General features: G+C 60.7%; 16 protein-coding genes and 2 rRNA genes. 10 read left to right on the top strand and 8 right to left on the bottom strand.

Annotated elements, in window-relative coordinates:
- Positions 1-4: 4 nt before the first annotated feature.
- From rrf (BUC24_RS19200) to BUC24_RS19175, 6 genes are all read left to right on the top strand, one after another.
- Positions 5-117: ribosomal RNA gene (gene rrf / locus BUC24_RS19200) — 5S ribosomal RNA — on the top strand.
- 141 nt (positions 118-258) lie between these two features.
- Positions 259-371 (top strand): 5S ribosomal RNA (gene rrf, locus BUC24_RS19195).
- Between the two features lie 59 nt (positions 372-430).
- Positions 431-1,120, top strand: a complete 690-nt coding sequence (locus tag BUC24_RS19190; RefSeq protein ID WP_073219892.1) for a response regulator transcription factor — start codon at positions 431-433, stop codon at positions 1,118-1,120.
- Positions 1,107-2,366, top strand: coding sequence for a sensor histidine kinase (locus tag BUC24_RS19185; RefSeq protein WP_073219889.1), 1,260 nt, complete (start codon positions 1,107-1,109; stop codon positions 2,364-2,366). The genes BUC24_RS19190 and BUC24_RS19185 overlap by 14 nt, the downstream gene beginning before the upstream one ends.
- Positions 2,367-2,456: 90 nt before the next feature.
- Positions 2,457-4,097 carry a phosphoethanolamine transferase gene (locus BUC24_RS19180; protein WP_073219885.1) on the top strand — a complete coding sequence of 547 codons (1,641 nt, stop codon included), beginning with the start codon at positions 2,457-2,459 and terminating at the stop codon, positions 4,095-4,097.
- Positions 4,087-4,788: a phosphatase PAP2 family protein gene (locus tag BUC24_RS19175; protein ID WP_073219882.1), complete on the top strand. Its 702-nt coding sequence runs from the start codon at positions 4,087-4,089 to the stop codon at positions 4,786-4,788. Before BUC24_RS19180 ends, BUC24_RS19175 begins: the two co-directional genes overlap by 11 nt.
- Here BUC24_RS19175 and BUC24_RS19170 read toward each other — a convergent pair.
- The 4 genes from BUC24_RS19170 to BUC24_RS19155 all read right to left on the bottom strand — a co-directional run bounded on the left by BUC24_RS19170 (position 4,776) and on the right by BUC24_RS19155 (position 7,845).
- Positions 4,776-5,615, bottom strand: a complete 840-nt coding sequence (locus BUC24_RS19170; protein ID WP_073219879.1) for an alpha/beta hydrolase — start codon at positions 5,613-5,615, stop codon at positions 4,776-4,778. The two genes, BUC24_RS19175 and BUC24_RS19170, sit on opposite strands and share 13 nt — an antisense overlap.
- Entirely contained in the window at positions 5,615-5,959 is a 345-nt protein-coding gene (locus tag BUC24_RS19165; RefSeq protein WP_073219876.1) for a DUF1840 domain-containing protein, read from the bottom strand. Before BUC24_RS19165 ends, BUC24_RS19170 begins: the two co-directional genes overlap by 1 nt.
- A gap of 91 nt (positions 5,960-6,050) precedes the next feature.
- Complete coding sequence (locus tag BUC24_RS19160) at positions 6,051-7,292, bottom strand: MFS transporter (protein ID WP_073219873.1); 1,242 nt, start codon at positions 7,290-7,292, stop codon at positions 6,051-6,053.
- A gap of 7 nt (positions 7,293-7,299) precedes the next feature.
- Complete coding sequence (locus BUC24_RS19155; protein ID WP_073219868.1) at positions 7,300-7,845, bottom strand: hypothetical protein; 546 nt, start codon at positions 7,843-7,845, stop codon at positions 7,300-7,302.
- 107 nt (positions 7,846-7,952) lie between these two features.
- On the opposite strand from BUC24_RS19155, the gene BUC24_RS19150 reads away from it, so the two are divergent.
- The gene (locus tag BUC24_RS19150) at positions 7,953-8,486 is read left to right on the top strand and encodes a pyridoxamine 5'-phosphate oxidase family protein (protein WP_073219866.1); all 534 of its coding nucleotides are present in this window, start codon (positions 7,953-7,955) and stop codon (positions 8,484-8,486) included.
- Between the two features lie 182 nt (positions 8,487-8,668).
- On the top strand, positions 8,669-9,253 hold the full coding sequence (locus tag BUC24_RS19145; protein ID WP_073219863.1) for a PEP-CTERM sorting domain-containing protein: 585 nt from the start codon (positions 8,669-8,671) through the stop codon (positions 9,251-9,253).
- Between the two features lie 11 nt (positions 9,254-9,264).
- Here BUC24_RS19145 and BUC24_RS19140 read toward each other — a convergent pair whose 3' ends face one another.
- Complete coding sequence (locus tag BUC24_RS19140; RefSeq protein WP_073219859.1) at positions 9,265-10,782, bottom strand: YifB family Mg chelatase-like AAA ATPase; 1,518 nt, start codon at positions 10,780-10,782, stop codon at positions 9,265-9,267.
- Between the two features lie 174 nt (positions 10,783-10,956).
- Between BUC24_RS19140 and BUC24_RS19135 the strand changes: the two genes are divergently transcribed.
- The gene (locus BUC24_RS19135) at positions 10,957-11,580 is read left to right on the top strand and encodes a PEP-CTERM sorting domain-containing protein (RefSeq protein ID WP_073219857.1); all 624 of its coding nucleotides are present in this window, start codon (positions 10,957-10,959) and stop codon (positions 11,578-11,580) included.
- A gap of 15 nt (positions 11,581-11,595) precedes the next feature.
- Here the strand turns inward: BUC24_RS19135 and BUC24_RS19130 are convergent, their stop codons facing one another.
- Positions 11,596-12,570: a suppressor of fused domain protein gene (locus BUC24_RS19130; RefSeq protein ID WP_083599036.1), complete on the bottom strand. Its 975-nt coding sequence runs from the start codon at positions 12,568-12,570 to the stop codon at positions 11,596-11,598.
- A 184-nt stretch (positions 12,571-12,754) separates the two neighbouring features.
- Positions 12,755-13,183 carry a VOC family protein gene (locus BUC24_RS19125; protein WP_073219851.1) on the bottom strand — a complete coding sequence of 143 codons (429 nt, stop codon included), beginning with the start codon at positions 13,181-13,183 and terminating at the stop codon, positions 12,755-12,757.
- Between the two features lie 197 nt (positions 13,184-13,380).
- Here BUC24_RS19125 and BUC24_RS19120 point away from each other — a divergent pair, with 197 nt between their 5' ends.
- The gene (locus BUC24_RS19120; protein ID WP_083598999.1) at positions 13,381-15,876 is read left to right on the top strand and encodes a glycoside hydrolase family 9 protein; all 2,496 of its coding nucleotides are present in this window, start codon (positions 13,381-13,383) and stop codon (positions 15,874-15,876) included.
- On the opposite strand, the gene BUC24_RS27010 is transcribed toward BUC24_RS19120, so the two are convergent.
- Positions 15,873-16,448, bottom strand: a complete 576-nt coding sequence (locus BUC24_RS27010; RefSeq protein WP_178372569.1) for a response regulator — start codon at positions 16,446-16,448, stop codon at positions 15,873-15,875. The two genes, BUC24_RS19120 and BUC24_RS27010, sit on opposite strands and share 4 nt — an antisense overlap.
- Positions 16,449-16,540: the final 92 nt, after the last annotated feature.

Genomic DNA, 16,540 nt, shown 5'->3' with positions numbered 1-16,540 from the left:
TATGCCTGATGACCATAGTAACTCGGTACCACCCCTTCCCATCCCGAACAGGACCGTGAAACGAGATTACGCCGATGATAGTGCTGCAACCAGTGTGAAAGTAGGTTATCGTCAGGCTAGTTATAAAAGAAAGACCCCAGAGCAGAAATGCTTCTGGGGTTTTTTTTCGTCCCTTACTTGTAGTATAATATGCGCCTGCATGACAAAACACCGTGAAGCTGCTGCCCATTGCCGGAGCAGTTTCCAGTACCAGTTTTGCCTGATGACCATAGTAGCTCGGTACCACCCCTTCCCATCCCGAACAGGACCGTGAAACGAGTTTACGCCGATGATAGTGCTGCAACCAGTGTGAAAGTAGGTCATCGTCAGGCTAGTTATAAAGAAAAAACCCGCTCCGTGTAGCGGGTTTTTTTTCGGCTAGAATGATCGGATGCGCATTCTGATCATCGAAGACAACCCCGACATTGTCGCCAACCTGTACGGGTTTCTCGAGCCGAAGGGATTTGTCCTCGATTCTGTCGGCAACGGCTATGCCGCCCTGGCGCTACTGGCCGAACAGACCTATGACGTGATCGTTCTCGATGTGATGCTGCCAGGTCTGAGCGGTATCGATGTCTGCCGCCGGCTGCGCTCGGAATTGCACAGCACAACGCCGGTCTTGATGCTGACCGCACGCGACACCCTCGAAGACAAGCAAGCCGGATTCAATGCAGGCGCCGACGATTATCTGGTCAAGCCGTTCTCGCTGGTGGAACTCGAGTTGCGCATCAATGCGCTGCATCGGCGGGCAAGCGGCGAACATCGGCATGCCAATATTCTTGCCGTCGGCCCGCTCAGCTTCAATACCGATACGTATCAGGTCACTCGCGATGGCATGCCGCTTGCGCTGACCAAGACCGGCTTTGTGATATTGCGGTGTCTGATGCGTGAATCGCCCAAACTGGTACCACGCGACATGCTTGAGCAGGAGGTGTGGGGTGAAGACCGGCCCGAAAGCGATGCGCTGCGCACGCACCTGCATGCATTGCGCCAAGTGCTCGACAAGCCATTTGCGATTCCCATGCTGCGTACCGTGCCTGGCTTGGGTTACCAACTGACGGAGCCAAATGAAAGCGTCTAAATCGCTGCGCCGTCGAATCTCGATGGCCTATCTTATTTTCACACTTGGATCGACCATATTCTTCGCGGTCACCTGCGCGATCGCTGTTGAGGGCATTGAAGAGCGCCTGGTGGACGCTCGTCTTGAGGAAGTGGCGAAATGGGCGTCGCCGCGTCAGGCCAGTGGTTTGCCGGTCGCCATGCCGGCCGGGGTGACGTTTCATCATGACCGTGAAATACCGGTATCGCTGCGTGATCTGCCTGATGGTGTGCATGAAGTCGACATGAACGGTGTGGGCTTGCACGTGCTGTCCGGCAGTGATCAGGATGGCCGTTTTGTGGTCGTCGATCACGAGAGCGACTATGAAAAAGTCGAACTGGTGGTGTATTCGCTGTTTGCGCTTGCGTTTGCCGGAAGCCTGCTGTTTTCCCTGTTCGTGGGCGGCTACATCGGCCGGCGATTCGTCAATCCGATTCTGGCACTGGCCGAAGCCTTGCCCCAGGCCGAGCGTGAGCTGCCGCTCCAGGACCGCGACGACGAACTTGGTGTGCTTGCGCGCGCGCTCGCCGAACATACGGCGGAGTTGCGCCGCTTTCTGGATCGTGAGCGCTTCATCACCGGTGATGTCAGTCACGAACTGCGCACCCCGCTGACCATCATCAGTGGCGCCGCCGAGATCCTGCTGCAGCAGCATGGAAATGATGCTTCCGTCGCCAGACCAGCCGAACGCATTTATCGCGCCGCCAGTGAAGCGGCCGAATCGGTCAGTGTGCTGCTGATGCTGGCGCGCGCGCCAGCCCGCCTGCCGCGACCGGCCGTCGACATCGCCGCCAGTGCGCAATCGGAGGTGGCTCGATACCAATCTCTGGTTGCGAGCAAGGCTGTCGCGCTGAGTTTCGCGGGCGGCGATTCCTTCATCGTGAACGCGCCTCCCGAACTATGCGCGGCCGCTATCGGCAATCTGGTGCGCAATGCGTGTCAATACACCGAGAAGGGCTCGGTCACGGTCAGCCTTGGAGCGCGCACCGTCATCGTGGAAGATACGGGCCCTGGCTTGCCCGGCGCCGTTGTCGCCGTGCTCAGTGGCGCCAGCGCCAGCGCGCAAGATGGGCCTTCATCGGGTACGGGGCTCGGTCTGGGACTGGTCAAGCGCATTTGCGAATACCTTGATGCCACACTGTCTGTCCAGACGCGGGACGGCGGCGGTACCCGTTTCGAAATCCGCTTCAACGGGGCCGAGGCGGCGGACGATTTAACGCGCGCTTAACGCTGGCTTGACGGCCGTTTGACGAGCGCGGTAGTACTGTGTGACTCTGATGTCCCTATCTCGGGGCATCGACCGTTCGCAGGCTGTCCATTGAAGATATTCACCCGTCCCCGCCTCAGTCACGATGTCCTGACCCTGTTGGCATCGGCCTTGCTGGCCAGCGCCTACAACGTCGCCTTCTGGCGCAGCTTCAGTGCCGCCGCCGGTGGCTTCAGCATGTCGCAAGTCCCACTGCTGCTGGGATGCTTTGTCCTGATCGCGCTGCTGTTCAATGCGGTTCTCGCATTATTCAGTTTTCGCTATGTGCTCAAGCCGATTTTGATCGCGCTGTTTGTCGCCACAGCGCTGACTGCCTTCTTCATGGTCAGTTACGGTGTGCAGATCGACAAGTCGATGATCCAGAACCTGTTCGAGACCGATGTACGTGAAGCCAGTGAGCTGTTCAGCGTTCAGATGCTGCTTGCGCTGTCGCTGCTCGGTGTGCTGCCTGCATTGCTTGTGTGGCGGGCGCAGGTCAGCTTTCCGCAAGGCCTGCGCGGCCTGGGCCGGCGTGCCGGCGTCGCAGCCCTGTCACTGACACTGGCACTGGTGCTGCTGGTGGTGTTCTTCAAGACGCTGGCACCGACCTTGCGCGAGCACCGCGAGCTGCGCTACCTGCTCACACCAACGAACTACATCCAGGCCATCAATGGCTATATCAAGCAGCGCTTCGCGCGCCGCATTGTCGTTGCCCCGCTGGGTACCGATGCGATAAAGGGTGTCACCGCGAGCGAGAACAAGCATCGCTCGGTCACGGTCATTGTCGTCGGCGAAACCGCTCGTGCGGCAAATTTTTCGCTCAATGGCTATGCCCGTGCGACCAACCCGCAACTGGCGCTGCAGCCAGAGCTGCTCAACTTTAATCACGTCGCTTCGTGCGGCACGGCCACCGCGGTGTCGCTGCCATGTGTGTTTTCCATGCTGGGACGCGAACACTATTCGGACACCCAGGCCTATGCCCAGGAAGGCTTGCTCGATGTGCTGCGTCACGCCGGTTTCGAAGTACTCTGGCGCGATAATAATTCAGGCTGCAAGGGCGCTTGCGACCGGGTGGCTTACGAGGATCTGTCGGTGCCCGAGAAGGGGAACCCGTGGTGCGTTGCCGATGAATGCTACGATGAGCGCCTGCTCGAGCGCCTGCCGGAGATCATCCATGAAGCGCGCGACGATCTGGTCATCGTGCTGCACCAGAAGGGTAGCCACGGACCGGCGTACCACAAGCGCTATCCCGCTGCCTTCCAGCGTTTTGGCCCGGTCTGCGAAACGAACGAGCTGGAAAAGTGCTCGCGCGAGTCGATCGTGGCAGCGTACGACAATACGATCCTCTACACCGATCATGTGCTGAACAAGACCATTGAACTACTCAAGGCCAGCGAGCGACGCGACCCGATCAACACCGCGATGTTGTATTTTTCCGATCATGGCGAGTCGCTCGGCGAGCACAATCTTTACCTGCATGGCGCGCCCTACATGATCGCGCCGGCCGAGCAGCGCGAGGTTCCCTTGATGCTCTGGCTGTCGGCGGGGTATCGCGATCGCTATCAGATCGATCAGCGCTGTCTGGCCGCGCGCACAAGCCAGAGTTTTTCGCACGATAACGTGTTCCACTCCGTGCTCGGGATGCTGAATGTGAATACGGCGCTGTACAATCCACGTCTCGATCTCGTCGGACCTTGCCGCAATGACGTCTAACCGTACCACCACTGTTCTGGCGCTATGCGCTGTTGTCATTCTGGCGATCGGCGCTGTGACAGATATCGACATGTGGCTTGCCCATGCGATGGCCGGCAACGGTCCGGTCGCGTTCCCGCTGCGGCACGCCTGGTTCGCAGAGACCGTCAATCACAAGTACATCAAGCGGATCATGATCGTGCTTGCTGCGTGCTTCATCCTGCCAGTAGCGTATGACTTGTGGCGCCCGCGCAAGCGCTGGGACGAACGGCTGCGCTTGCGCATGCGCCTGGTCGCGCTGTCAGCACTGTTGGTGCCGCTGGCCGTGAGTCTGCTCAAACGCCTTAGTTACTCGCATTGTCCCTGGGACCTGGTGGCGTTTGGCGGCGACGAGCCTTACGTGCGGCTGCTGCAACCGCTGATCGCCGGTGTGCCGGCGGGTCACTGCATGCCGGCCGGGCACGCGTCTTCCGCATTGTGGCTGGTGTCGCTGGCCGTCTTCTGGCTGCCCGAACACCCGCGCAAAGCGGCGCTGATGGGCGCGGCAATGCTGTTGCTGGGCTTTGTGATTGGCTGGATTCAGCAGCTGCGCGGCGCGCACTTCCTGACGCACACGCTGTGGTCGATGTGGATCGCGTGCGCCATTGTCAGTACCATGTGGCGGGTCGCGATGCGCAACAAGCATTACGCACGACTGTATCAGGTGAGCTGAGTGCTCAGCCAGTGCTGCAAGTCGCCGCGTGGACGGGCCGCGTCCACCTCATTGAAAATTTCGTGAAAAAATCCCTCGTACAGCTTGAGTGTGGCGCGCCCTGAAGGCAGCTTGGCGAAGAATGCATGACTGCCGGCGGCGTCGACCAGGCGATCGTCGCCCGCCACCTGCAGCAGTACCGGCATCGCCAGCGTCACCGCATGCTGCTGGCAATAGACGATCGATTCAAGCATCGACTGCAGAAGGCGCGCGCTGATTTTACCGTGCACCAGCGGATCTGCTTTATAAGCACGAACGACGGCCTCGTCGTGGGACAAATAATCAGGTTGCAAGCCGTTCGGCACTGCCAGCCTTGGCGCCACGCTGAGGAGGAACCGCTGCAGCCGCCGCTGCAGCGCTGACAGACCCACCGACAGTGCCGGCGACGACAGCACCAGCCCGCGCAGCGGTGTGACGCCGCTCAGGGCGAAACGCGCTGCGAACAAGCCGCCCATGCTATGCCCGAACAGGAAGGGCGGACGCGTAAAGCGCGCCGCGAAATGTTCAATCACGATCTGGGCATCCTGCAGCATGGGATCACCGTTCGGCACGTCGCCGCGCGCGCCTTGCGAACGGCCATGTCCGCGGTGGTCATAACAGCGCACCGACAAGCCAAGATGATTGAAAAAGTGAGCCAGCTGGCGGTAGCGTCCACTGTGTTCGCCCAGCCCGTGCATCAGCACAATGCTGGGGCCGCTCGAACCAGGGAGCAGGTAATCGGACACATGCAACAAGGTGCCATCGGCGGCGGCAAGCTGGTGGGTATGGGGCGCCACCAGCGCCGGCATTACACGCCCCAGAGGACGTCGTTTCCGCCTGCCTGGGCAGCGCGCAGCATTTCGAGCAGCGGATAAGCGCGCGTCGGGAAGGCGACGACTTCAACTTCTTCGTGCTCGGCGTCGTCACCGGCTTCACCGTGGTGCGCGTGCACGTCGCGCTGGATTTCTTCAGACGCCAAATGCTTGCGCTGTTCATCGATTTCTTTTTCGAGTACCGCGACCGCGTGCGGCATTTCGGCTGCCGTGATGACACCGCGGGAGGCATCTTTGTGCAGCAAGTCCAGAATGCGCTTGGCGTGTTCCTTGTACATCAACACTTCTGCTGCGGCCTTGGACGTAAACGTGATTAACATAGGAGCTTTCTTACAGTGTGGTTCATGACGAAACGATAACACGAACTCGCGGCGCGGTCATCCCGCACACGTGCGCAAGCGAAAAAACAGTTTATTGCGCGTACTTATCCGGCTCGACCCGGTGAAAAAGAAAATACCCCAGTGCGGCCAGCTGCAGCAGCACCATGGCCGCCATGGTCAGGCGAAACGCCATCGCCGGCGCTGCTCCACCCGCCTTGATGAGATCAACCAGTACGCCAAAGCCCCATTGCCAGGTGAACGCGCCCAGGAACAGGGTCAGGTTGTACGCGGCATTGGCACGCCCGGCCAGCGCCGCAGGGAAGGCCAGACCGGATCCCGATTGTACCAGCGAGGTCACAGGCACACACAAGGCCAGCACCAGCAACAGCAGCCAGGCGGCCGACCCGCCTGCGACGACCATGGCCGCTTGCGCCAGCGCCATCCCGGCCGTCCCGATGATAATCAGGCGGTTCATATCCCAGCCTGCGCGCACCAGCCGTGGTGCAGCCCAGCCCAGCGCAAGGTAAGCGAGCATCAGGATCAGATTCATCGCAAACAGCATGCCGCTGGCCTGATCTTCACTGGCGCCCAGCACGGTCGTCAGCCACGGGCCCGCCCACAGGGTCTGGAGCGCGGCAAACATCGCGTGGTTCACAAAGCCCAGCGCCGCGATACGCCAGAAATAGGGCGCGCGAAAAATCGTGCGGTAGCCGCCGGCTGCAGCGTTTGCTGCCACCGGTACGGTTGCATCGGCATGCTGTTCTGCATCGCGCAGCAGAAAGAACAGGCCGGCGGCCGTGAGCAGCAACAGCAGAGCCATGCCATAGAACAGCGCGCGCCAGCCCGTGTGCGGCAGCAGCAGGGTGACCGGCACCGAGGCGCTCAGAGCACCGGAGGTGCCTGCCATCAGCATCCAGGATGCAAGCCTGCCCTGCTGTTCCATGGGGAACCACTGGCGGTATCCCTTGAGTGCGGCCATCAGACAGGCCGACACACCAATGCCGATCAGCGCACGCCCAATCCACAAGCCCATCAAGGTACTGCTGCTGGCAAACACCAGCGCGCCCAGCGCCGCCAGCAGCAGCAAGGCCGCTTCGGTGCGACGCGGCCCATATTTGTCGAGCCAGATGCCCAGTGGCAGCTGCATGCAGCCGAAGGCCACGAAGTAGGCGGACGAGAGCAGGCCAAGGTCAGCATTGCTCAGGTGGAGTTCGGTGACGAGGGCTGGCGCGATGACCGCGTTGATCGAGCGCAGCGCATACGACAGCAAGTAGCCGAACGCGAAACACGAGAAAACCCGCAGCGCCGCCGCGCCCTTGAGCGTCGCGCTCATAGCCGCCTCACTGCAACTTGAATGAGGACATGAACATGTCGACGTTTTCTTTCGACATTTCTTTCTCTGGCCCCATCACGATGACCTGGTAAAAGCGCTTGTCGCGCGATTCGAAATGGGCGATCAGTTTCATCGGCACACCGTTGCGTTTGCCGCTGGCCTGGACGTCGATGGCGGCGCTGCGCGCGCTTGCCGCGCTGCTCGATGAGGACGCGCGCGCCGTCTTTTCGCTGTTGATGGTGGCGCCGATATTGTTGACCAGGGCTGTCTTCATGGACCCGAGTGCAGCCTCGGCAAGGGTAGCGTCGGGCGCTTCCGCCGTGCCCACGGCAAACGTCGTGCCATCGACCTGGGCAGCGGTCATGGTCATGTTGAGCTTGAGGCCGTTCAAATCGATGGCGCGGGTATGCGTGGCTGGCTTGTCCGGGAACATCACGCGGAAGGGCGCGTCGTTGCTGCTGTAGTCGCGCCAATTGTATTTGGGACTGCAGGCAGCCAGCGCGAGCGCGGCCAGAACAGGCAGAACGTAAGGCTGAAGTCGGGATAGTCGCATCCCGTCATGGTAGCAGGACTTGGGTTTTCTGTTAGCCAGCGAACATGGAAGCAGCCGCCGCTGGCGTAGGATTTGTCATGGACAAACTGAGAAAAAAGGAGATTCACATGGATTCGATTAACAAGCAGCAACCTGAACACAATATGGAAGATCTGTCCGGCAGCGCCGCTGTCGAGAAGATGGCGGCCATCATCAAAGCTGCCGAGACCTGCTTCTTCTGCACCAAGGATCAGGCGGGCAATGAGGATGTGCGTCCGATGAGCGTGCTCGAGGTCGACCCGCAAGGCAATCTGTGGTTCATGAGCGCCAGTGATAGTCACAAGAATCAGGAATTGCAGAACAATGCGCATGTGCGTCTGTTCTTCCAGGGTTCCCCGCATTCCGAATTTCTGCACCTGGAGGGGCACGCCACAGTCTCGCGCGACAAAGCGCGCATCAAGCAACTGTGGAAGTTTGTTCTCAAGACCTGGTTTACCGAGGGCGAAGATGATCCTCGCATCACGGTGATCAAGGTCGCCCCTTCGCATGGCTATTACTGGGACACAAAGCATGGCAACGCCGTAGCCGGTGTGAAAATGATGATCGGTGCTGCGGTCGGCGTGACGCTGGACGATTCCATCGAAGGGAACTTGACTGTGTAGGCCGCTGTAGTACCCGATGGAAAGTAATTTCTGTCGGGACTTCTTACAGTTTGGAAAAATAAGGGCGGACGCCATGCACCAAGTGCTTGAATACGCTCATTATTGCCCCGCTGGTACATGTCTTGCTTATAACTTATTTGCCGCATCGAAATAAGTGTGTCATCCACGACAAGGGGTTCCAAATGAAGCGTATCCTGTTCGCCGCACTGTTATTCACGTCCAGTTTCCTGGCCCCGGCGCAAGCCGCGCGCATTGATTTTGATGCACTCGAGCAGGCTGGTACCGACTTCCAGACCTTTGCAGTCTATGAGGAAGATGGCTACCGACTGACGGCCACGACTTTGTTTGCCAGTGCTCAGCAAAATCTGGCTGGCTGGTATGCGGGATCCGCCGGCCTGTTCAACAATTTTTCCAACGAAACCACGACGCTGGCGCGCATGGATGGCACTGTGTTTTCCTTGCTTGCGATCGATCTGGCAAGAGTATCGACCTTCTATTCTGACGGTGCCCAGGTCAGCTTCACAGGACACGTGCACGGCGGCGGTACAGTGATGCAATCCTTCAACGTTGGCGAACCGCTGGCATTTCAGCACTTCGTGCTGAGCGGGTTCGACAATCTCGATTCCGTGACCTGGGTGCAGCAAAGCCCGTTCCATCAGTTCGACAATATTGATCTGCGCGGCAATGACGTGCCAGAGCCCGCTTCCCTGGCGCTGCTTGCCCTGGGTCTGGCAGGACTGGCCAGCGCGCGCCGGCGAGCACGCTGAGCACGGCGCGGTCAGCGTTCGCGCAGACCGCGCCGCAGCTGAATTGCTTCGTGCACATTGCCCGCCGACACATGCTTGCCGCCATCAAGGTCGGCGATGGTGCGCGCCACCTTGAGCACGCGGTGGTACGCGCGCGCTGACCAGTGGTATTGCTGCATGGCCGCGCGCAACTCGGCTTCGCCGGCCTTGTCGAGCTTGCAGTAACGGTCGATCTCCTGTGTGCTCAAGCGTTCGTTCGGTTTGTCCTGGCGCTGAAACTGGCGCGCGTGGGCGCTGGCCACCCGGGCAGCAATATTGGCACTGCTGTCGCCATCGGCCAGACGCGCCAGTACTTCCGGATCCATGGCCGCCACCTCAATTTGAATATCAATCCGGTCCAGTAAGGGACCGGAAATCCGGTTCTGATACCGCAGCACGGCTTCGAAGGTGCAATTGCACTTGCCGGAAGGGTGACCGTGGTAGCCGCAAGGGCAGGGGTTCATGGCCGCAATCAGTTGAAAGCGTGCAGGAAAATCGGCGTGCCGCGCCGCACGTGCAATGGTGACCTGGCCAGACTCCAGCGGCTGGCGCAGCACTTCCAGTACATGGCGGTTAAATTCAGGCAGTTCATCAAGAAACAGCACCCCCAGATGCGCCAGCGAGACTTCGCCCGGCCGCGCCAGCGGCCCGCCGCCGATCAGCGCCACGCCGGAGCAGGTGTGATGCGGACTGCGAAACGGCCGCATCTTCCAGCGTTGCGGATTGAAGATCCCATTCAGTGATTGCAGGGCGGCCGACTCCAGCGCTTCGTCGTCGTTCATCGCCGGCAGCAAACCCGGAAAGCGCGAAGCCAGCATGGTCTTGCCGGCCCCGGGTGGACCAATCAGCAGCACACTGTGTGAACCCGAGGCAGCGATTTCCAGGCCACGCTTGGTGGTCTTTTGGCCTTTGACATCGGAGAAGTCGGGATACGAGGGCGCGCCCTGCCTGTCCTTTGGTTGATGCCGCACCAGGCGGTCTTGCTGCGCAGCCGCGCAAAAGTGAGCGCATACTTGCAGCAGCGTTCCCGCGGGGAAAACGCGGGCGTCCACTGCCAGCGCAGCTTCGTCCGCATTTTCCATCGGCACGATGAAACCGCGCTCACGTCCCACGGGGTCGCGTTGCATGGCGAAGGTCATGGCCAACGCGCCACGCACGGGCCGCAACTCGCCCGAGAGCGACAGTTCACCGGCAAATTCGTATTGATCCAGTTCCGCGGCGGGAATCTGTTTTGATGCCGCCAGAATGCCGATGGCGATCGGCAGATCGAAGCGGCCGGATTCCTTCGGCAAGTCGGCTGGCGCCAGGTTGATGGTGATGCGGCGCGCGGGAAATTCAAAGCCGGCATTTTGCAGGGCGGCGCGCACCCGATCTTTCGATTCGCGCACCTCGGCATCGGGCAGGCCAACAATGGTGAGCGAAGGCAGGCCATTGGCCAGGTGTACTTCCACACTGACCTCCAGCGCTTCCATGCCGGACAGTGCGCGGCTGCGTAAAACGGCAAGGCTCATGGCGGCTGGGCAGGTGGACAGTGGAGGTGCGCCCGATGATAAGCGCGCGGCGGCAGCGGGGATTGAGAGTGACCAAAGGTGCGTGATCTGCCAGTCCGAATGTAGATTAAATTGCGAATGTAAAGTATGCTCAAAAAGCAACTCGATCCCATTTACTCCTTCCTCTGACGCCTCATGAAAAAACTTGCTTCCTCGATCCTCTTCGCGCTATGTGGTCTGTTCGCGGCGCCAGCGTTTGCTGGCACCATCAGCATTGACTTTGAACACACGCCTGGGTTGGACGGCATCCTCGGCACGGCCGATGATGTCGCCATGCCGAATACTTACCTGCAAACCTTGTCCACGCAGTACGCCTCACTTGGATTGACCTTCACGCAGGGCCAACTGTTGCAAACCAGTTTTTATAACGGCGACCCGAGCAACCATTTCATGAGTTCGAGGAACCCGATCGTGCAGTTGAGCACGGCGATGTCAAGCCTCAGCATCGACAGCTACTCGATCTGGAACGTCACGGTCACCCTGTACGACATCGATGGCAATGCGATCTGGTGGGAGCAATTATTCAACCCTGCTGCGGGAAGCAGTTTCCTGCGCGGTCAGTTGGTGGCGATCAGTCCCGAGCCCTTCTACAGCTTCTCGGTGCTCCCAGATAACCCGAACCAAATTCTTAATTTGGATAATCTGGTGCTGACGACCTACGAGCCCAGTGTCGATGTGCCGGAACCGTCGGCATTGGCCCTGTTTGCATTGGCAATGATGCTGGGCGGGCTGGCATGGCGGGTCCGCGCGCCGCGCTGAACGAAGGCTGACTCGCTAGCCGACAGTACGCACGACACTGCCGTTGGCATCCTTGATCAAGGTTTGCTTTACTTGCCACACCACTGTCGGTAGGGCGGCAAGTTGGTAGCGTCCCGCTTTCGCCAGAACCGTGCCGGCGAAAGCACGGGCGCAAGCGGCGTCCATCGTCACGATGAGAACGCGTTCTTCCTTCTTTACGCCGCATTCCTTACCCGGTTCAAATCGAATCTGCCAGTCGGGGCCATTGACGAAATATGGCTGTTCAAACGGTATCCTCAGTGGCAAAAGTGCGCATACATCGATGATCTGGTGCGCGCCCATTTCCACCTCCACGACCGTTGCGCGCAGCAGGTGCTTGCGTTCCCGCACTGTCAGCACAGCAGTATAGATAGCACCGCTGGATGAGCCATCCCGTTCCGTCCCGGCCTGAATTTCGGCCATGATCGCCGGGTTGTTCAGCAGGGAAGCGCGTCCCAGATCGGTCACCCAGAGGGGCATGTGCGTCAGCAATGCCTGCAACATTTTATCGGTCTGCCAATGCTTGGCGGCTTGTTCTTCTTCCACAGTCAAGCCGACAACTTGCAGAAACGTCAGGTGGCCATTTGCCGTGTCGGTCGGTGGCAACTCCGGGTCTTGAACGAATGCCATGGCGCAAATGGCGGTTGGCATCTCCACGGCAATCGGTCCATTGGCCGACATGCGGTCCCCAGGGGAAAACACATTTCCTGTTTCAAAGACGTAGCGAGCGAGATTCTGTAGAAACGAAATGGCCCAGATGGGCGCGCTGGTGTCGTCTTCGTGTGCGCGCAAGCGGAAGGTGAGCTCGATGCCATAACCGCTGCAAGCCGGATCTTCCGATTCTTTTGCATATAGTTCCGAAAAGCCGTATGTCACATAATGCCAGTGCGGAACAGGCTCGGTGCGCTGGTAGATGCTGATTCCGTCCAGCGGGTCCGGACCGCCAAACATGTACGGCAGAACGGTGCCCATGTGCTGTGGCTTGGTCTCCCCGTAGAGGGGGAACAGGGCGCCATCGATGGCGTCCCAGCCGGGGGCGCCATCGTCGTCATCGAGGGAATTGCTCTGGTTCTCTTGCAAGGCTGGCCTTATTGATATGTTGTTCAAGCATTATGCTTGAGCATCATCGTGGCCGGAAAGTCTTTCTGCTGCTGTCTCAGAAGGTAATACGCACCGACGGCGCGCTGCGTTTGGCCTCGCCATGGAAGACGGCTTCGATATTGTTGCCGTCAGGGTCAGTCACGAACGCGGCGTAGTAACCGGGGTGATAGGGGCGTTCGCCCGGCGCGCCGTTATCCTTGCCGCCGGCGGCCACGGCCGCCTTGTGGAACGCCTCGACCACCGCGCGGTCTGGCGCCTGGAATGCCAGGTGGCAGCGTCCGGTCAGTGCGCCGTGCGCCGCCTGACTGTCGGCGGTGGACACAAACAATTCGTCGGCCCAGAAAAAATCCTCGCCGCTACCGCCCATCGGGACCTGCAGCACCTCGAACACGGCACTGTAGAAGCGCTTCGATGCAGCCAGGTCGCGCACCACCAGCTGAATGTGGTCGATCAAGCGACCACGTTGCAGTTCCATTGTTTCCATGCAATTACTCCTCACGAAGTTGGATGCGATAAAGCGATCCTGCCACGCGCTGCGCAGCTGCGGCGCACGTGTCAACGAAATAACTGTAACGATTTGTTTGCAAGAAACACAACGGGGATTTTGGGCCAGCTGAAATCAATCTGTAACTTTTCAAATAGTACAGTCCGCAGCTGTTCGCATTCACTGACAGGACCGTCATGCCCAGCCAACCCACTTATCTAGCTGCCGCCTTCCTTGCCTCGATGCTGGCGCCCGCCGTCCATGCCGCTACCGCCATCATTGGCGTACAGGGCGCCGCGCCCGGCGTCCTGATGGTCGAGCTGCAAACCGACAAACGCAACGAGGCTGGTGGTACCGCCAGCAGTGCCGACCCGCTCGATCTGGCGCTGGCCAAATGGCGCATCAATGGTGCCCAGGTTGGGGCCATCAGCCGCATGTCCATGCCGTATGACGAAGAGCGCTCGCTGACGGCCAGCAGTCCGAACCTGTTCCCGGTAACGGTCAGGCACCGCATCTATCTGCGTATGAGTCAGGCCCTGGCCGATGGGCGGCCGTATGCCATCACCACGCCCTATGGGAACACGGCGCTCACCTTCAGCAGCCGCAGCACGCTGTGCGAATCGGTCAAGGTCAACCAGGTTGGTTACAGCAAGCTGGCGACTTCGCGCTATGCCAACTTTGGCGCGTTTCTGGGCGACGCAGGTGCCGTCAAACTGAGCACGGCGCCCGCGTTCGAAGTGATCGACGCGCGCAGCGGCCGTGTGGTCACCGCGGGCCAGGGCCGCTACATCAAGGACGACACCGGCACCGGCGCAGCAGCATCGGGCGAGCATGTGTATCGCTTGCCACTGGAGCGCGTGCCTGAAGGCGGCCCTTATTTTGTGGCCGTTGCAGGCTGCGGCCGTTCACATCCCTTCCTGGTCGGCGACGCGGCCAGCCGCGAGATCGCCTACGTTTCAACCCGCGGCCTGTACCACCAGCGCTGCGGCATGGCGCTCGACATGCCGTACACCGAACATACCCGCGCCGTGTGCCACCAGCGTGTGGCCGACACGCGCACGCCATGGGTCGACAAGCCGGTGCTGACGGTGCCGCCGAATGCGGCCATGCACCCGATCCGCGGCGGCCATCACGATGCGGGCGACTTCGACCGCCGTCCGATGCACACGATTATTCCCATCCTGATGCTGTCGTACTACGACGCTTTCCCCACCCATTTCATCGACCGTCAGTACCAGATTCCCGAGTCCGGCAATGGCATCCCGGACTTTGTCGATGAAGCCATGTGGGCCGTGCTGGGATGGGAGAATCTGCAGGTCTTCGACAAGCAGGACCCGCAGTACGGCGGCGTACGCGCCGGTACGGAAACCGACCGCCATCCCGTGTACGGCGTGCACAGTGCCGCCAACGATCCTGGCCGCTACGGCACCTGGGCCGTGAGCGAAGACGTCACCGCTTTGTCGGCCGGGATCTTCGCACAAGCCTCACGCGTGATCCGTCCGTATGACCGCGCCCGCGCCGACGCATTGCTGGGCCGGGCGCGCGCTGCCTGGGCCTACCTTGCACGCACCGCCGATGTACGGGCCGTTAAAACGCGCTTCATGTATGCGTCGCTGCAGCTGTACCTGGCCACTGGCGAAGAGACCTACCATGCGCTGTTCAAACGCACGGCGCAGGCGATTGTGGTCGCTGGCGGCAGCTGGCCCGAGCAGTACTTGCCAGGCAACCTGGCCGCCAGCGCGCAGACCGTGCACTTTGTCAGCTACCTGACGCAGCAAGCCAGACCGGTGGACGCAGCACTGGCCCAGGCACTCAAGCAGCGCATCTTCAGCTTTGCCGACAATGGCACGTACATGGGACCAGCGCCAGAGAATGAAGCCTACGCCCAGGGCGCCACCAAGTTCGTCGCCTGGGGCGCCGCGACCACGCAAGGCAAGTATGCCGACGTGTATGCGTTTGCCGCGCGCTTTACCAGTGACTCGGCCAAAAAACAGGCCTACACCAATGCGGTGAGCCAGTACGCCGATTTTTCGCTCGGCCTCAATCCCTTGAACCGCTCGTTTGTGACGGGCCTGGGAACGGTGGTGCCGCGCAGCCCTGCGCATCTGGATTCCTACTTCACCAAGTTTGGCCTCACTGACGGCGTCACGCAGGAGCACGTGGGCAAACCAAAGGGCAACGTGCCTGGCATCGTGATCTATGGCCCGAGCCAGGGCCGCAGTGGCGCCGCCTATCAGACGGCCGTGAGCAACAAGCTGTTCCCCGCGTGGGAGAAGCTGCCCGGCCTGCGGCGCTGGGGTGACGGCTGGTCCCTCATCAACAGCAACGAGTTCAGTACCTGGGAAACCATGGTGTGGAACGTGGCGATGCATGGCTTCCTGTACGACGCCAGCCAGGACCCGGCAGCCGGCACGGTTCCCGGCACCTGTACCGGCAGCACTTGCGGTACTGCGCTAGCGTGCACCATCGCGCCCGGCAGCGGGGCGATCACCTTGCGCGGCTTGCCGGCCAACGTCGTCTGCGTGCAGCGCAAGGATAACCGCGCGCAGCAGAAAGTGGTCAATGGCGCTGCATCGTTCCCGGCCCCACCGGCGGCGCCTGGGACCTCGGTCTATCTGTTCAGTGGTGTGAATGGCTACGGCGCCTGCATCAACAAGGTGGCCTTGATGGCATGCAGCGGGGCGGCGCCCTAAGACGGGGCATGGCTGCGTGCACGCAGCTGCGCTTCCAGTGCTTGCTGATGCCCGCGCGCTGCGTGCAGCGCCGCGCGCAGCTCGTGCAGCTGGTGTGCCTGCGCGTGTTCAAGTGCCTCCTGCGCCTGGACGGTTTCGAACGCGGCGGCGGCGCATTGCACCGTCAGCAGGAAGTCGGTGGCGTCGAAGGGCTTGGCCACAAAGCGGTAGATTTCGGCGCGATTGATGGCGTCCACCAGTGCGTCCATGTCCATGTAGCCGGTGACCATGACGCGCTGCGTGTGCGGCACGCGCTGGCGCAGCAGGTCGAACAGCTGCACGCCGCTCATGCGCGGCATGCGGTGGTCGCTGATGATGCAGGCCAGTGTCTGCCCGGCAGGCAAGGCATCGAGCAAGGCCAGCGCCTGGTCGGCGTCATGTGCTTCAAACAAATTGAAGTGCGGTCGCAGGATCGCGGCCATGACCGAGGCATTGGCACGCACATCGTCGACCACCAGCACACTGTGGCGCGGCTGCGGCAAGGCTGCACGCTGATCCGCCTGTGCCAGGTTCTCGGCTTTGAAGATCGACATGATATTGGTAGGGGCAAAAGGCAATCGTGTATTGTATACAACTTCACAGGCCACCGAGCGCGATCCGCCGGCCCGGCCAGCATCCATGCAAA

This window comes from Massilia sp. CF038 (assembly GCF_900129765.1).
Taxonomy (GTDB): Bacteria; Pseudomonadota; Gammaproteobacteria; order Burkholderiales; family Burkholderiaceae_D; genus Telluria_A.
This window is presented reverse-complemented; position numbering and strand designations above follow the sequence as displayed.

What these genes read in the sequence shown, in the direction of transcription:
- BUC24_RS19190 (WP_073219892.1), top strand. Translation starts at nt 431, where the DNA reads ATGCGCATTCTGATCATCGAAGACAACCCCGACATTGTCGCCAACCTG.
- BUC24_RS19185 (WP_073219889.1), top strand. Translation starts at nt 1,107, where the DNA reads ATGAAAGCGTCTAAATCGCTGCGCCGTCGAATCTCGATGGCCTATCTT.
- BUC24_RS19175 (WP_073219882.1), top strand. Translation starts at nt 4,087, where the DNA reads ATGACGTCTAACCGTACCACCACTGTTCTGGCGCTATGCGCTGTTGTC.
- BUC24_RS19170 (WP_073219879.1), bottom strand. Translation starts at nt 5,615, where the DNA reads ATGCCGGCGCTGGTGGCGCCCCATACCCACCAGCTTGCCGCCGCCGAT.
- BUC24_RS19165 (WP_073219876.1), bottom strand. Translation starts at nt 5,959, where the DNA reads ATGTTAATCACGTTTACGTCCAAGGCCGCAGCAGAAGTGTTGATGTAC.
- BUC24_RS19160 (WP_073219873.1), bottom strand. Translation starts at nt 7,292, where the DNA reads ATGAGCGCGACGCTCAAGGGCGCGGCGGCGCTGCGGGTTTTCTCGTGT.
- BUC24_RS19155 (WP_073219868.1), bottom strand. Translation starts at nt 7,845, where the DNA reads ATGCGACTATCCCGACTTCAGCCTTACGTTCTGCCTGTTCTGGCCGCG.
- BUC24_RS19150 (WP_073219866.1), top strand. Translation starts at nt 7,953, where the DNA reads ATGGATTCGATTAACAAGCAGCAACCTGAACACAATATGGAAGATCTG.
- BUC24_RS19145 (WP_073219863.1), top strand. Translation starts at nt 8,669, where the DNA reads ATGAAGCGTATCCTGTTCGCCGCACTGTTATTCACGTCCAGTTTCCTG.
- BUC24_RS19140 (WP_073219859.1), bottom strand. Translation starts at nt 10,782, where the DNA reads ATGAGCCTTGCCGTTTTACGCAGCCGCGCACTGTCCGGCATGGAAGCG.
- BUC24_RS19135 (WP_073219857.1), top strand. Translation starts at nt 10,957, where the DNA reads ATGAAAAAACTTGCTTCCTCGATCCTCTTCGCGCTATGTGGTCTGTTC.
- BUC24_RS19130 (WP_083599036.1), bottom strand. Translation starts at nt 12,570, where the DNA reads ATGGGCACCGTTCTGCCGTACATGTTTGGCGGTCCGGACCCGCTGGAC.
- BUC24_RS19125 (WP_073219851.1), bottom strand. Translation starts at nt 13,183, where the DNA reads ATGGAAACAATGGAACTGCAACGTGGTCGCTTGATCGACCACATTCAG.
- BUC24_RS19120 (WP_083598999.1), top strand. Translation starts at nt 13,381, where the DNA reads ATGCCCAGCCAACCCACTTATCTAGCTGCCGCCTTCCTTGCCTCGATG.
- BUC24_RS27010 (WP_178372569.1), bottom strand. Translation starts at nt 16,448, where the DNA reads ATGTCGATCTTCAAAGCCGAGAACCTGGCACAGGCGGATCAGCGTGCA.